This window comes from Vasconcelosia minhoensis LEGE 07310 (genome assembly GCF_015207255.1).
GTDB classification, from domain to species: Bacteria; Cyanobacteriota; Cyanobacteriia; order Phormidesmidales; family Phormidesmidaceae; genus Vasconcelosia; species Vasconcelosia minhoensis.
Genome location: NZ_JADEXG010000014.1, coordinates 27,729 through 42,954, shown reverse-complemented (window position 1 = coordinate 42,954; position 15,226 = coordinate 27,729). Strand labels below are relative to the sequence as shown.

15 protein-coding genes are annotated in these 15,226 nt (G+C 56.5%); 7 read left to right on the top strand and 8 right to left on the bottom strand.

The window, feature by feature from the left end; all coding sequences use genetic code 11:
* Positions 1-64: 64 nt before the first annotated feature.
* The 5 genes from IQ241_RS08025 to IQ241_RS08005 form a co-directional block, all read right to left on the bottom strand.
* Positions 65-1,699 carry a PucR family transcriptional regulator gene (locus IQ241_RS08025; RefSeq protein WP_193905903.1) on the bottom strand — a complete coding sequence of 545 codons (1,635 nt, stop codon included), beginning with the start codon at positions 1,697-1,699 and terminating at the stop codon, positions 65-67.
* Positions 1,700-1,792: 93 nt separating this feature from the next.
* Positions 1,793-2,968, bottom strand: coding sequence for an N-methyl-L-tryptophan oxidase (solA, locus tag IQ241_RS08020; RefSeq protein WP_193905902.1), 1,176 nt, complete (start codon positions 2,966-2,968; stop codon positions 1,793-1,795).
* Between the two features lie 127 nt (positions 2,969-3,095).
* Positions 3,096-3,959, bottom strand: a complete 864-nt coding sequence (gene aroF / locus IQ241_RS08015) for a 3-deoxy-7-phosphoheptulonate synthase (protein WP_193905901.1) — start codon at positions 3,957-3,959, stop codon at positions 3,096-3,098.
* A 403-nt stretch (positions 3,960-4,362) separates the two neighbouring features.
* Positions 4,363-4,749 (bottom strand): RidA family protein, encoded by a 387-nt coding sequence (locus tag IQ241_RS08010; RefSeq protein ID WP_193905900.1) that lies wholly within the window; start codon positions 4,747-4,749, stop codon positions 4,363-4,365.
* Between the two features lie 61 nt (positions 4,750-4,810).
* Positions 4,811-5,248 (bottom strand): NUDIX domain-containing protein, encoded by a 438-nt coding sequence (locus IQ241_RS08005; RefSeq protein ID WP_193905899.1) that lies wholly within the window; start codon positions 5,246-5,248, stop codon positions 4,811-4,813.
* 84 nt (positions 5,249-5,332) lie between these two features.
* Here IQ241_RS08005 and malQ point away from each other — a divergent pair, with 84 nt between their 5' ends.
* The 3 genes from malQ to IQ241_RS07990 all read left to right on the top strand — a co-directional run bounded on the left by malQ (position 5,333) and on the right by IQ241_RS07990 (position 8,453).
* Positions 5,333-6,862 (top strand): 4-alpha-glucanotransferase, encoded by a 1,530-nt coding sequence (gene malQ, locus IQ241_RS08000; protein ID WP_193905898.1) that lies wholly within the window; start codon positions 5,333-5,335, stop codon positions 6,860-6,862.
* A 182-nt stretch (positions 6,863-7,044) separates the two neighbouring features.
* Positions 7,045-8,043 carry a DnaJ C-terminal domain-containing protein gene (locus IQ241_RS07995; protein WP_193905897.1) on the top strand — a complete coding sequence of 333 codons (999 nt, stop codon included), beginning with the start codon at positions 7,045-7,047 and terminating at the stop codon, positions 8,041-8,043.
* Positions 8,044-8,162: 119 nt separating this feature from the next.
* On the top strand, positions 8,163-8,453 hold the full coding sequence (locus IQ241_RS07990; protein ID WP_193905896.1) for a tetratricopeptide repeat protein: 291 nt from the start codon (positions 8,163-8,165) through the stop codon (positions 8,451-8,453).
* Positions 8,454-8,529: 76 nt separating this feature from the next.
* Here IQ241_RS07990 and glmS read toward each other — a convergent pair whose 3' ends face one another.
* Positions 8,530-10,431, bottom strand: a complete 1,902-nt coding sequence (gene glmS / locus IQ241_RS07985; protein WP_193905895.1) for a glutamine--fructose-6-phosphate transaminase (isomerizing) — start codon at positions 10,429-10,431, stop codon at positions 8,530-8,532.
* A gap of 406 nt (positions 10,432-10,837) precedes the next feature.
* Here glmS and IQ241_RS07980 point away from each other — a divergent pair, with 406 nt between their 5' ends.
* Positions 10,838-11,248, top strand: a complete 411-nt coding sequence (locus IQ241_RS07980) for an EamA family transporter (protein WP_193905894.1) — start codon at positions 10,838-10,840, stop codon at positions 11,246-11,248.
* Positions 11,249-11,313: 65 nt separating this feature from the next.
* Positions 11,314-12,129, top strand: a complete 816-nt coding sequence (locus IQ241_RS07975) for a class I SAM-dependent methyltransferase (protein ID WP_193905893.1) — start codon at positions 11,314-11,316, stop codon at positions 12,127-12,129.
* Between the two features lie 361 nt (positions 12,130-12,490).
* On the opposite strand, the gene IQ241_RS07970 is transcribed toward IQ241_RS07975, so the two are convergent.
* Positions 12,491-12,949: a hypothetical protein gene (locus IQ241_RS07970; protein WP_193905892.1), complete on the bottom strand. Its 459-nt coding sequence runs from the start codon at positions 12,947-12,949 to the stop codon at positions 12,491-12,493.
* Positions 12,950-13,408: 459 nt separating this feature from the next.
* Between IQ241_RS07970 and IQ241_RS07965 the strand changes: the two genes are divergently transcribed.
* A complete protein-coding gene (locus IQ241_RS07965; RefSeq protein ID WP_193905891.1) occupies positions 13,409-13,648 on the top strand; it encodes a hypothetical protein in 240 nt (79 codons plus the stop codon).
* Complete coding sequence (locus IQ241_RS07960; protein ID WP_193905890.1) at positions 13,645-14,091, top strand: HNH endonuclease; 447 nt, start codon at positions 13,645-13,647, stop codon at positions 14,089-14,091. Before IQ241_RS07965 ends, IQ241_RS07960 begins: the two co-directional genes overlap by 4 nt.
* A gap of 20 nt (positions 14,092-14,111) precedes the next feature.
* On the opposite strand, the gene IQ241_RS07955 is transcribed toward IQ241_RS07960, so the two are convergent.
* On the bottom strand, positions 14,112-15,218 hold the full coding sequence (locus IQ241_RS07955) for an NAD(P)/FAD-dependent oxidoreductase (RefSeq protein WP_193905889.1): 1,107 nt from the start codon (positions 15,216-15,218) through the stop codon (positions 14,112-14,114).
* Positions 15,219-15,226 lie beyond the last annotated feature (8 nt).

The following is a 15,226-nucleotide window of genomic DNA, read 5'->3' as shown; positions in this document are numbered from 1 at the left end:
AAAATAAACTTGATAGACGATTTGTATCAGTTTCATCTGCCTGCTAAACAAATCCCTCCGCTTGTCAGGGCCGGTGGAGGCGATCGCACTTGATCGCAGCGTAGAAATTCAGCCGCTGCATGGGCTCTTTCAAACTGACCTGACAGAGCGACTCAATCCGCTCCAGGCGGTGCAGCAGAGTATTGCGATGAATATGCAGAGCCGCCGCCGTTTCCGCTAGCGAGCCACCGTGGTCGAGATAGCTTTCCAGGGTTTCTCGCAGATTGCCGTTACGTTTGCGGTCGTAGGCCAAAATGGTTTCGAGCTGGGCTAGGTAGGAATTAACGGCCCGCTCCTGGGGCGAAAGGCGGTAGAGCCAATGGAGAATGCCGAGGTTGTGAAAGGCGATCGCGCCCTGCTGCTGCCCGGTGGCGATCGCGATATGCAGCGCTTCCTGGGCCTGCTCATAGCTGGACTGGAGGGTGATATTTCCAACCGCAGCGGGCGGGCTGACGTCGCCGATGCCGACTAAGAGCGGCGTTGCCCTGGCCAGGGACTCTGCCATTGCAGTCGCCTGTGCTAGTCCCTGCTGGGAGGTTTCGCATTCCACGACAGCGACCCAGCCGCGATCGCGGGGAAAAAGCAAAAACGGCTGCCGCTGCTGCTCTAGCCAGTGACGGATCGGCTTCTCTAAGGAGTCGGCAACCTGGGCCTGGGTGCTGTGAATGATCCAAACCTGATGGGGACGGTCGAGCCGATAGTGAAGCTGCTGGGCCTGCTCTTGCAGCGCGACCGAACCGGCCTCTTCATTGAGTAATCTTGTAAAGAAGTCGCCCTGAAGCGCGATCGCGGCCTGCCGCACCGACTGCTCTTTAAATAAAATCAGCGCGGCTACCGTCGCCCCGTGGCTCAGGGCCAGCTCATCCAGCGGCGTCAGCGGGGCATGACCGGCAATCATCCAGATATAGCCATGGATTTCCCGCTTCACGATAATCGGCGCAACGATCCGGGCCATCGTCATTCCCAGCTCGGGCATCGGCGGCACCTGTACCGGCTTCATCGTTTTTAGCAGCTGGGTATAAATTCCGGCCTGGGTGAGCTGCTCTACTAGCTGGCGGGTCGTCTGGCCCTGTTCGACGCTGCGGCTGCGGGCCGGATCGACCTCACCCTGTTGAGCTGCCGCCAGTACCTGAAACCGCGACGATTCGATTGTGATGGATCGGTGCAGCAAAGCGGCCAAGGTTTGGGTCAGCTCGCTCAGGCCAGCCCCCTGCAAGACTAGCTGAGTAAGCCGCTGGCTCAGCTGGGCCGACTGCTGGAGCAGGTCGTGCTGCTGATTGACCAGGCGATTGAGGATGACCTCGGTAACCTGAATAAAGAGCAGCTCGGGCGAGGTTTCAATAATCGGCAGACCCAGCGCATCCGCCTGCTGCCGCATCAGCTCGGGCACCTGGTCGAAATAGTGACTGACGCTCAGCACCAGGCCGCAAAATCCCAGCTGATTGAGCTTTGGAATGAAGGTTTCTTGAAGTTCGGGCTGCTGGTGCAGGCCCAGACCGGTCGTCAGCAGCAGAACCCCCTGGCGCTGCCACTGATAGTGGGCATGAACCAGGTCTACCACATGCACCCACTGAATTTCTCGGTCTAACCCCGCCGCCCCCGCCACTAGCCGAGCCTCGGCGAATACCGGGAATTCTAGGGCTTCACGAACGGTCAGCATGGGCAGAGCGGCTGGCAAACGGCTTGAGATTACTGATTATTATGCCGTCAGCAGCTATTTCTGTTCTGCTGCCGTTCTGAACGAAATTCTGGGCTAGATTCTCAGGGCCGGGACAAAATCGGGCTCCGTCAGAGCCGGGCGGGTGATCCGGAAGGGTGAGATGTCGTGGGGCGTGGCGCCCTCAATCGCCAGGTCGCTGAGAATCTGACCCAGCAGGCTGGCGAACTTATAGGCATGACCCGCGCCAACGCAGAGCCAAATCTGGGGATGCTGCGGCAGCTGGTCTATGACAAAATCGCGATCCGGGGGCATCGTGTAGAGGCAGGTTTTGGTATAGCGCTTCGGCCCGACGAAGTTGGGAATGTTGGCCGCCAGGAAATCATCCAGCTGGCTTTCGCGGATGGAGTTGGCCTCAAAGCTGCGGGTGCGAGCCGTCACCACGTCACCTGAAGCGTCAATGGCGGCTTTAGTGGCGACTTCGCCATAGATCGGGAAGCCGTAGTAGCTGGCCTCGTCCTTCCACTGAAAGATGGGAAACTGGCCTATGGTAAATTCCTTGAGGTGGGGCGTAGCGTAGTATTTTACCTGCTCCTGAGTAATTGTGAGAGGCAGGCTCATACCGACGGAGGCCAGCAGCTCGTTCGTCCAGGCTCCCGCCGTGACCACCAGCTTTTCGGCAGTGAACGCGCCCTGTTCGGTTTTGACCAGAGCGCCACCGCTGGGGTCAGGCTGAATGCTAATCACCGGGCAATGGTCCAGAATATTAGCACCGTAGCCCCGAGCCAGGGAAACGTGAATCGCGTTGCCCCGGGAGGGATCGGCGATGCCAGTCTGGGCCTGGTATAGCGCAACGACGTCTGCTTGCGGTTGGAATTGGGGGAAGCGATCGCGCAATCCATCTCCATCCAGCCGCTCGTAGGGAATATCGGCCCGATCCATCGCTTCAGCATAGTCTTCGACAATTTGCCGGTGGGGGCTGTCCTTAAAGGCAATCTGCACGCCGCCGGTACGAATGACCGGGGAAATGCCGGACTCTTCAGCGATAGTCTCCCACGCCTTGTAGGTATAGGGCGTGAGCCGGGCGTATTTTTCCTGATGGTAGGCTAGGCGAATAATCCGAGAATAGTCCTGAGAGCCGCCGTTAAAATGGAACAGGGGGAACTGCTCAATTCCCAGCACCTCTGCGCCGGCCCGCCGCGAAAGCCAGTAGAGGGCCGCGCTACCAATGCCGCCACAGCCCAGAACGATGTACTTATAGTGCGTCTGCATAGAATCCCTAGGCTGAAGAGAACGATTAGCCTGACCGCATCCTAAGAATCCCGGTGGGAAAATTCAAGGTAAGGCGCTCCAGTCTTTCGCTCCATAACCTGTGCAGATTTCACAATGATCGGATTGTCTAAACCGTAATCAACTGGCGCTCAGGCAGTCGAGTCGCCTCAGGAACGCGGCGTCCCACCGCCGCCGCAATCGGTCGCAGGCTGTTGACTAGCTCAACCATCGCCGGCAGCGACAGCGCCTGACGGGCGTCAGAAACTGAGGCTTCGGGCTCGGGATGGCATTCCACAATCAGGCCGTCGGCCCCGGCGGCAACGGCGGCGCGGGCCAGGGCGGGCACCAGTTCGCGCTTGCCGGCAGCATGGCTGGGGTCAACAATCACCGGCAGATGCGTAATCTGCTTTAGGGCGACAACGGCCCCCAGGTCGAGCACGTTGCGGGTATAGGTGTCGAAGCTGCGAATGCCGCGCTCGCAGAGAACCACGTTGGGATTGCCGTGGCTGAGGATATATTCAGCCGCCATGATGAATTCTTCTAGGGTTGCCGCGAGGCCGCGCTTGAGTAGGATGGGTTTGCCTGCCTGGCCGAGCGCTTTCAACAGGTCATAGTTCTGCATATTGCGACTGCCTACCTGGAGCAGGTCGGCATGGGCCGCAACGGCGTCAATCTGGTCAATGGCCATCACCTCAGTCACCACCGGCAGCTCATAGCGCTGGCGCACCGTTGCCAGAATTTCTAACCCAGCTTCACCCAGCCCCTGGAATTTGTAGGGCGAGGTGCGCGGCTTGAATGCGCCGCCGCGTAGGCCCTGCACCGGCGCATTCAGCAGGTGTGTGGCGACCGTTTCCATCTGGGCCATGTCTTCGACTGTGCAGGGACCACCAATGATGAACAGGGCTTCGCCACCGACGCTGATGCTGTCGGTCAGGGCAATCTCGGTACGGTGCTGGGGATGGGATTTGGCTGCGAGCTGGGCGTCTTGCATGGGAGTCTCCGGAGGGGTGTTTTAGGGTATTTGAGAAGAATTGGAATAATTGAAAGCTCATGAAAAAGCCCGAAGCTTGGGGCTCCGGGCAAGTCGTTTTGGCATAGCGACCGTTTACCCAGAGCTTGGCGGGGCGTAAAAAAATCCAAATTGCCAGTTTAGAGTCGTCATTTGCCGTCGGCTTGAATTCAGTAAAGCGTAAAGGGGAAAAGCGGGCTAAAAAAGCAAAAACCGCAGAGGGCTATCTCTGCGGTTCACTGGAAGCCCATGCAAAATGGGGCTCACCTCCAGTGAACCGGGCTAAACCAAAAGTAAAATCGGCGGGTTGATTTCTGCATGACCCAAAAATGCCCGAAAAATGCTTTGCTTTCAGCAATGTAACAGGGGCCACCAAAAACGTCAACTACTTCACCGCAATGCACTCAATTTCGACCAGCACATCTTTGGGCAACCGTGACACCTCCACGCAGGCTCTAGCCGGGGCATCTAGATCGCCAAAATACTTGGCATAGACGCCGTTCATCGCGCCAAAATCGTCCATATTGCTGAGGAAAACGGAGGTCTTGACCACGCTAGCCAGGCTAACGCCAGCGGCGGCCAGGATCGCTTCCAGGTTCTGGATTGCTTTTTCCGTTTGGGCGGCGGCGTCGCTGCCTTCGATCTGGCCGGTTGCCACATCCAGTGGAATTTGCCCGGCAACAAAGATCATTTCACCCGAGGCGACGATGGCCTGATTGTAAGGGCCGACAGGGGCGGGAGCCTGGTCAGTTTGGATAATGTGACGGGTCATAGTGGGGTATCAAGAAGGTCAGCCACATTATCGCCCTTCAGCTGCCTCAGCGGTCAACTGCTCAATTCATGCTCAACTGGGGACGGATGCCATAATGACGATAGCGCCAGTAGTCCTGAAGAATCTGATCGTGGTCAAAGCAAAGTTTCGTCGGAATTTCCCAAGGGTTGAACAGGCTGAGGGCTTTAGCGTCGTCTCCAGCTGCAGGTGTTCCCACCGCAGTTGCGATAAAGACAATGCTGAGGGTATGCTTGCGCGGATCCCGGGCCGGGTCTGAATAGACCTGGAACTGTTCGATCAGGGTGACGGTCAGGCCCGTTTCTTCCTCAGCCTCTCGGACTGCTGCCGTTTCGACCGCTTCGCCATAGTCCACAAAGCCACCCGGTAAGGCCCAGCCGTAGGGCTGGTTGTGCCGCTCGATCAGCACGATGGGTCGGTGGGGGCGATCGCGCATTTCAATAATCAGGTCCACCGTCGGGGCAGGATTACGGTAATTCATGACGCATTCTTTCCAAAAGCAGATTATCCCTCCAAACAACCGTGTTAAAGTCGATAGGATTCGGCGGCAAACCCTTCTTAATTTATGTCTTCAACTCAAGCCAGGACCAGCGGCGTTCTTTTGCATCCGACCTCTCTCCCTGGGCGCTTTGGAATTGGCGATATTGGCCTACAGTCCTATCGATTCATTGACTTTTTAGCTGAGGCGAAGCAGCAGCTGTGGCAGATTTTGCCCCTGGGGCCGACCGGCCATGGCAATTCGCCCTACATGTCCTACTCTTCGATGGCGGGCAACCCGCTGCTGATTAGCCTGGAGACGATTCAGGCCCATGGGCTGCTAGATCCGGAAGACTTGCTGATCGAGTCGCCCTTCCCCAACGAGCGCGTAGACTTTGACCGGGTGATCCCGTTTAAGCTGGGCCGATTGCGGAAGGCCGCAGAGCGGGTTAAGGATCGGGCCGACAGCGAAACCCAGACCGCGTTTAGCCAATTTTGCGAAGCGCGGAGCGTCTGGCTGGAGGACTATGCCCTGTTTATGGCGATCAAGGGCGAGCAGAACGGTGCTAGCTGGAGCCAGTGGGAAAGCGCGATCGCGCGGCGTGAACCAGACGCCCTAGACCGCAAGCGGGTAGAGCTCGCCCCCGAGATTTTCTATCACAAGTACATGCAGTTTGAGTTCTGCCGCCAGTGGTTTGACCTGAAGCGCTATGCCAACCAAAACGGCATTAAGATTGTGGGCGACATGCCGATCTACGTAGCGCACGACAGCGTAGACGTGTGGGCCTTCCCAGAAAATTTCATGCTCGATCTGGACACCTTGAAACCGTCTACGATGGCCGGGGTGCCGCCGGACTACTTCAGCGAAACCGGGCAGCTCTGGGGCAACCCCACCTATAACTGGGAAGAACTCCAAAAAACCGAATTCAGCTGGTGGCTCCAGCGCATTCAGGCGCAGCTAGACTACAACGACCTGATCCGGATTGACCACTTTCGCGGCTTTGAGTCCTACTGGGCGGTTCCCGGCGACCAGGATACAGCCATCCACGGCGAATGGGTGGAAGCGCCAGGCTACGCCTTTTTTGAAACCGTCGAGGCGAAGCTGGGAAAGCTACCCTTTCTGGCTGAGGACTTGGGAACGATTACGCCCGAAGTTGGGGCGCTGCGGGACCGGTTTGAATTTCCCGGCATGAAAATCCTCCAGTTTGCCTTTGGTTCGGACCACCGCAATCCCTACCTGCCCTACAACGTCGGTGAAAATTTCCTCATTTACACCGGCACCCACGACAACGACACGACCGTGGGCTGGTTTCAAAATGGGACAGACTATGAAAAAGAGCGTCTTTCCTCCTACATCGGTGCCTTCAACCCGGAGACCGTCCACTGGTCGATGATCCGCCTAGCCCTGGGTTCCGTTGCCAAACAAGCCGTAATACCGCTCCAGGATCTCTTAGGCCGCGACAGCGAGTCTCGCATGAATACGCCAGGAAAAGCCGAAGGTAACTGGGAATGGCGGTTTGAAGAATCGGTGCTGACCCACAAAATTCGCGAGCAGCTCAGCTATCTCACCGACCTCTACGGGCGTGCCCCCGGCCAGTGGGACGAGCCCCAGGATTAAACCCAGAGCTAAACCGTAACCGAACCTCAAAACCGAACCTCGAAGCACAGGGGGCTTTGCTACCCTATGTTTAGGGAATTTTGGTTTACTCTACGGCAACTGGGGCAACTGGGGCAACTGGGGCAACTGGGGCAACTGGTGGCAATTGGTATTTGTAAAGCCGAACTAGGAGGGCATGATTGATGGCTGCAACTGACTTCAAAGATTATTACGCCATTCTCGGGGTCAGTAAAACGGCGAGCGCAGACGACATCAAAAAGGCTTTCCGCAAGCTAGCGCGCAAATACCATCCTGACGTAAACCCTGGCGACAAGTCGGCCGAAGCTCGCTTTAAAGAAGTCAGCGAAGCCTATGAAGTGCTGTCAGATCCAGAGAACCGTAAGAAATACGACCAGTTCGGTCAATATTGGAAACAGGCGGCCCGGGGTGGCCCGGCTCCAGGTGGGGCCGACTATGGCGGCTTTGACTTCAGTGCCTATGGCAGCTTTGACGAATTTATCAACGAGCTGCTGGGTCGCTTTGGGACTGGCTTCGGCGGTGCGACGCCAGGCGGTGGCTCGACCTATGGCTATCGCACTCGGACGGGTCCAAGCGGCTTTGGTAACAGCGGCTTTGGCTTTGACCCCCGCACCGCTAGCCAGGCCAACTTTGACCAGGAAGCCAGCATTCGGCTCAGCCTTAGCGAAGCCTTTAACGGCTCTGAGAAGCGCTTGCAAATTGGCAGCGAGGTGGTGAATGTGCGGATTCCACCCGGGGCTAAGCCCGGAACCAAGATTCGCCTGCGGGGTAAAGGAACGCTCAATCCTTATAATCAGCAGCGGGGCGATATTTATTTAATCGTGGAACTGATTCCCCACAATTTTTTCCAGTTTGAAGGCGATAACCTGGTCTGCGAAGTCCCGATTACACCTGACGAAGCCGTTCTAGGGGCCAAAATTGAGGTACCGACGCCCGATGGCAGCGTTACCATGAATGTGCCCGCTGGAATTCGCTCCGGGCAGTCCCTGCGGCTGAAAGGGAAAGGCTGGCCTAAGCCTAAAGGGGAACGCACTGACCAGCTGGTGAGGGTAATGATTACCCCGTCTAAGTCATTAAGTGATACCGAGCGTGAGCTTTACGAAAAAATTCGCGACAGCCGGACAAAAGACCCTCGGCAGCAGCTGAGCGGGATTAAGCTGTAGCTGTAGCTGAGAAGTGGGTCGTATTGTTGTCACATTCGGCGAATTTTGTAACCTACTACTCAATTTGAGCTCTAGAAAGCTTGTACTGTTGGATTGCCCCACGGTATGTAGAGCTAGCTATGCAGCACAACACATCTGTCTTAACAGTCGATGCCTTAATTCGCACAGCGGCAGTTGCAGCCGAGAATACGGACTATATTACGGCAGTTGAAAAGTATAGCCTGGTGCTAGAGCAGGTGCCAGATCACGCTCGGGCCTACGGCGATCGCGGCTTGGTCAAAGCCAATATGGGCGATCGTCAGGGCGCGATCGCGGATCTGCGCCGGGCCGCTACCCTCTTTTTAGACCAGGGCCTGACCGCCAACTACGAAATGGTGATGAAATACCTGGATGGCCTAGAGCATCGCTAATCGAGCGCTCACAGCAACGGCTGCTGTTACTGCGAGCCACTCTATCGCTACGGAATAAGCTACCAAATCACGACCGCTACTCCACCGTGACCGACTTAGCGAGATTTCGAGGCTGATCCACATCCAGGCCGCGCCGGGCGGCAATATGATAGGCCAAAAGCTGGAGCGGAATCACCGTCAGCACCGGCGACAGCAGCTCGTCTACCACCGGCACCGGCAGCAGCGAATCGAAGGTCTCTTCGGCATCGGCATCGTTCATCGGGGCAACGCCAATCAGCTGAGCATCGCGGGCTTTGGCTTCCTGGGCGTTAGAGAGGACCTTCTCGTAGACGCTGCCGGGGGCCGCGATCGCGACCACCGGCACCTTCTCATCCAGCAGCGCAATCGGCCCGTGCTTCATCTCGCCTGCTGGGTAGCCCTCGGCGTGAATGTAGCTGATCTCCTTCAGCTTCAGGGCGCCCTCTAGGGCAATCGGATAGTTGATGCCGCGACCAATAAAGATGAAGTCCTGAGTTTCCGAAAACTCGTGGGCCAGCTCTTCGATATAGCGTTCTTGGCTTTCCAGCACCAGCTCCATCTGGGCCGGAAGCTGACGCATCGCTGTGACAATCTCCTCCAGCCGAGCGGGGGTGAGCGTCTGACGCTGATAGGCAAGCTCTAGAGCCAGAACGTAAAAGGCCATCAGCTGGGCCGAAAAGGTCTTCGTCGCTGCGACACCAATCTCAATTCCGGCGTGGGTATCAATGATGTGGGGCAAGAGTCGGCCTAGGGAGCTTTCTGGACGGTTGGTAATCCCCAACAGGCGAGGCTGATCGGCCGCTTCGGGACTTTCGGATCGGCGCTTTTGCTCCATTTCCAATGCTGCCAAGGTATCGGCCGTTTCGCCGGACTGGGTGACGCCAATGGTCAGCGTATTCGGCATCAGCGGCGGGGGCGCATAGCGAAATTCTGAGGCGTAGTGCACCGAAGTAGGAATGCCCGCTAGCTGCTCCAGCAGATGTTTGCCCACCAGGCTGGCGTGCCAGCTGGTGCCACAGGCAACGATTTGGATGTGCTGGAGGTCGGCTAGGAGGGCAGGCGCGATCGCCATCGTCACCGGCGATTTTTGCTGATCGGCGCTCCAGCCTTCATCTAGGTAAGCTTCCAGGCAGGCGCGTACGACGCCGGGCTGCTCGTAGATCTCCTTCAGCATGAAATGCTTGAACCCCTGCTTCTCCACCATGATCGGGTTCCAGTTCAGCGTCAGGGGATGCTTCTTGAGGCGGTGGCCGGTAAAGGCGTAGACCTCAGCGCCCAGGGGCGTCAGCCGAGCAATTTCGCCATTGTCCATCGGCAGTACGGCCCGGGTATAGGGCACGATCGCAGGCGTATCCGACGCGCAGAAAAATTCGCCCTGGCCAAAGCCAATCGCCAGGGGAGCCTGCTGCCGCACTACGATTAGCTCATCGGGGAAATCGGCCGACACCATGGCCAGAGCAAAGGCTCCTTGGAGGCGGTTGACGGCCTGGCGCATGGCTTCTAGCAGCGGCGACTGGCGGCCCAGCTGATTGTCGGCGGGCGGATGGGCCAGATATTCCGCGACCAGATGGGGGATAACCTCAGTATCGGTGTCAGAGCGAAACTGGTGGCCTTTCGCTTTCAGCTCTGCGCGCAGCTCGCGATAGTTTTCGATAATGCCGTTTTGGACGACGGCAATCCGCTCTTTGCTGTCGGTGTGGGGGTGGGCATTGTGCTCTTCAGGCTTGCCATGGGTAGCCCAGCGGGTATGGCCGATCCCTACCCGCGCCGGGTCTTCTAGCCCTTCTAGCTTGACCTGGAGGTTTTGTAGCTTACCCTTGGCTCGGGTCCGCTGCAGCTGCCCTTCAGAGATAGTAGCAACACCCGCCGAGTCATAGCCGCGATACTCTAGCTTCCGCAGCCCCTCGATCAGAATGCCGCTTGCAGGCTGGGTCCCAATGTATCCAACAATGCCACACATACATCATGCCTCACGCTGTTCTGGAAGGTACTCACTTGAGGCAAGCGTTCCAACCTCGGTCAATACCTTTGCACAAGAATAGCTGAGTATATCTGATTTGAGCCAAGCCGGGTCAAGTTCGTAGCTGCGGCTATTGAAACCAAAATCCGGTCAGCAGCAGCGGAATCAGCAGCGCGGCCACAATCACCAGCATCAGCGTGGCGGCATCGACCTCAACAACCTTTCTTTTTGGCTCATTCATAGCGATTGTGCTGGCTAAACCCCTAGGGCGATAGATGTTGAGAGGCAGTGACCCTATCATAGCGGTCGCGATCGCGATTTTCATACCGCTGTCCGCAGGATGTCAGCTAGCGATAGGATTTATGCTGATAGCCGTAAGCTTAAGTGCCGGAGCACAGCTGTAACAATGAGAGATTGGATTTTACCCACGCTGTGCACCTTTGTCTTTTGGGGGCTTTGGGGCTTTATTCCGAAAATCACCACCCGCTATCTGCTGCCGCAGGATGCGATTGTCTATGAGGTTGCGGGCGGTTTGCTAGTCGCGGTCCTAGCGCTGACCCGAGTTCGCTTTCAACTCGATTTTCACCCCATCGGTTCAGCTCTGGCGCTGAGTACCGGCGTGCTGGGATTTCTCGGCGCGTTTTTCTTTCTAACGGCGGTGACCAAAGGGCCGGTGACGCTGGTTTCTTGCCTATCGGCGCTCTATCCGGTGCTGACGGTGCTGCTGGCGATCGCGTTTCTGCATGAAACGCTGACGCTGCGCCAGGGGCTTGGGGTCGGGCTGGCCGCGATCGCGATGATCCTAGTTGCAGCCTAGCCCTCCTGTTCATAGTTTAGAAGGGATGCGCTAGATTGATGACGGCAGGCAATCTCGAAACAGCTATGGCAACGGGTCAAGATACGCTTTTTGAACGGTTTTTAGCACCCGTATTGGGGCAGCTCTTAGATCGTGAGGCCATGCTTCAGCTGCGGCGCAGCGTCGATTGGGCAGCCGCAGCTGACCAGTTTGGCGCGGTGGGCTATCCAGACTACTATCAGACCGGCAACTTTCACGGCATCGAGGGCGGCTATCTGTCACCGGACGCAGCCGTCACCTACGACCCCATTACCCAATATGTGCTGCCGCCGAATGAAACCTGGGTGCGTCAGAACCTAGTTGATACTATTCAAGGCCAGCCCCGACGAATTCTAGACCTGGGCTGCGGCACCGGTTCCACGACGCTGTTACTCAAGCAGGCGTTTCCAAAAGCTGAGGTGATCGGGCTGGATCTGTCGCCTTATATGCTGGCTGTCGCCGAGCAAAAGGCTACCGCTGAAGGACTATCGGTGACATGGATACAGGGAGATGCGGCCCAGGTTCCCTTTGCAGATGCTTCCTTTGACCTGGTGTCAGCCTCTCTTTTGTTTCACGAAACGCCGCCATCCGTCGCCCGGGCGGTGCTAGCGGAGAGCCATCGACTGCTCAAGCCAGCGGGAGAAATCGCCATCCTCGACGGCAATCAGCGCACCCTACGCTGGGCCGGCTGGCTAAACGATATCTTTGAAGAACCCTACATCCGAGAATATGCCAGCGGCAGCTTAGACGCCTGGATGGGCGCCGCCGGTTTCGAGTCGGTGCGAACCGAAGACTTTTGGATGATTCACCAAGTTACCCATGGCGTGAAGCCTGCCGATTATTCGCTGCCAGCATATAAGTAGTCGAACAAAGTTAATTACACATTTTTTGCAAAGGAGAGCCTGATGTCATGCCGAGCCTGTCGAGGCATCTATCCCAGCAGCGTCAGTGATTGAGAGATTCCTCGCTATGCTCGGAATGACAATTCCTTCTATGTAAATTTTAATGCTCAGGTACTTAGCCCTGAAGCTTGAGACCATATTCTGGCACCGTTCTGGGAAAGGGCCAGCTCTTTCAGCAAAGCGCGCTGTTACTGCGCATCATTTTGGGCGTAGGCAAGGTTGTTTTTATATTCGCCAATCTTTGTCTGAGCGGTCGCATAGTTGGGGTCTTCCGGTGGAACCGCAGCCAGCAGATCGATTGACTTCTGCCAAACGCCTACTACTACAGCCCAGTCTTCTTTAGAAGTAGCTGTCTGAGTCCGCTGTGAGGCCTCAGTAGCAGCGTTGATCGCATCGCGAACGCCGTCGATTGATCAACTGGAGCAGCCGCAGCTGGCGACACCGCTGCTTGAGGCAAACTGTCAGTGCTTTCCGCCGTAGCATATTCAGAAGAGTAAGGCTCTGATGTGGCAAATTCATCCTGCGGGGTAAAGCTCGGCGCTAACGCAGATAGGAAGCCCATCAGAAAGGAGCCTAAGAGAACCATAAAGAAAGATTTCCGAACCCACTTACGATGCCAGAACTTGACTAAGAAGACCAGCGACGCGAAAGGAACGAACAGATAAAGCAGCCCCCAAACGACACTCTCTTGGAAAGGCATAATCAGGCTGATGATGCCGCCCACCAATATCAATCCTAAGCTGGCCAAAAAGAGCAATAGAAAAAGAACAGAAGACATCATGAGACCCTTTTTCCTAAGATAAAGTTCACTGCGTTTAACTCAACTTAATCACTCTGACTACTTGATAGGACACTTCTACGCTGACTCTGCCCTAACTTTCCCAAATCAGCAGCCCAGCCCGTCAGCGCGCACAAAGTTTGTCAAATATACTGACCAGCCAAGTTATTTTTGTTCTCTTGCTGTACTGAAGAACTGTACTAACAATATCATTGTCGAAATGTCGATTGCTGAAGCGACCTGATTCAGCCGATGATGGGCTTAACCCGATCATGGAGCAGTAGCTAGACCGCATTGTGATATTGCGATCGCGCCTATCACGCTTCATACGGACCGAGAAGGGGTACTATGGCCCCGCAACTCGAAGCCGCGATCTCACCTGAGTCCATGCGTGAGCTTATGCAAAATAGGTGAGTTCCTTCAAGTAAAATGGGGGGAATGTATGCAGCAGGATCGCTAGCCATGATCACTCAGACGATGGTACAGCCCTCCTCTTGGGTTGAAGGTGATATTCAGATACAGAAAGTGCGGGGACTTAGCCTTTTCAAGTTTACCGATGGCCTTCAAGCCCGGTTTGAAGCGCTCATTGACCGCCAAAAAGCTGATATCCTCACCTCAGACGAAGCCGCCGAATTGGCAGGCATGATGGAACTCGACCGTATCTTCACTCTCATCAACGCCCGCGTCATCGCTGATTCGTGACCATCAGCATTGCCAGACGTCAGCGTATTCGCCAGCGGGCTAACTCTTTGTGCGAATATTGCCATTCTTCTGAAGAAGCTAGTGCTTCTCTCTTCACATTTGACCATCTTATTCCCCAATCCTTGGGCGGGCTCGACACAGAGGAAAACCTTGCCCTTGCCTGCCACCGTTGCAATGGTCGCCGCTATAACTTTACAGAGGGCATTGATCCTGAAACTCAAACGATTGTTGCACTTTTTAATCCTAGACAAAATCAGTGGTCAGACCATTTTACCTGGTCCACTAATGGGCAAAGAATTGTAGGCATCACTCCCATTGGGCGTGCTACGGTTCAACGGTTAGACATGAACGATGAAAGCCATGATGAAGGCTCCATTCGGCGTGCTCGTCGCCTTTGGATTCGCGGGGGTTGGCATCCACCGATTGGGGATCCGCAGCTATAGGCTTGAACTTAAAATTAAACTCACGCATTCAAAATCATTTCTTTCACCCGCTTAGCCGTGGCGGGGGCGAGCAGAACGCCGTTGCGGTAGTGACCGGTGGCGAGGATGACATTGTCGTAGCCGCTGAGCGGAGCGATGACGGGAGCGGCCTGGTCTTTGGGGCGGGGACGGAAACCTGTCCAGGTTTTGGTAATTTGGGCCTGAGCGATCGTGGGGCAATAGGCGATCGCGCCCTGACGAACTTCCTCTAGCAGTTCGGCCTGCGGCACAGCTGCGAGCGAATTGGCACCATCGGGGGGAAACTCCACCGTCGCACCGAGCCAGTAATGGCCGTCGCCGTTGGGCACCAGATGAATGTCATTGCCGTTAATCACGGGTTGGAAATCGCGATCGCCCAGCGTCGCCGCCAACCGGATCGCCATCGCCTGTCCCAGAACTGGAATCATCCGTAGGGAAGTTTGGGCGACCTGGCTCAGCCCAACCGCTCCTAGTCCCGCAGAAACCACCACCCAATCTGCGTCATGTTCGGCCTGAGTCGTACAGACCCGCTGGCAGTGCGAACTCTCAGCCATCAGCTCAGTCACCTCAGCCCGCCAGTTAAATCGAACGCCCCGCTGCTGAGCCGCCGTCACCAGCGCCTGGGTCAGCTGCGCCGGATGTACCTGTCCATCCTGGGGGGAATAAATTGCCGCGGCCAGGCCCGCCGTCTCAATCTGCGGGCAGCGTTCCTTCAGCTGTGCGGGCGACCAGATTTCCAGCGGCCAGCCCTGCTCTGCGCGGATGGCCTGGAGCGACTGCCAGCGGGTCAGCTTTTCGGCGGAAAAGCAAAGGCTAACAATGCCCTGGCGATTGAATGGAACGGAGCGCTGGAGCTGGGTTTCGAGTTCGGCAATGAGGCTGGGATAGCGTTCTATGCTGGCTTGCCGCAGTCGCCAGCTGCGGCCTTTGACCTTGTGGTTGATAATTCCCATCAGCACGCCCAGTGCCGCTCCGGTTGCGCCCTGAGCGGGCGGCTGTCGGTCTAAAACCAAAACGTCGAGGGTGGCATCCTGGCTAAGTTCGTAGGCGATCATTGCCCCAACAATCCCGCAGCCAATCACCACCACTCGACGCTGACGTTCAGTCATGCTTGCCG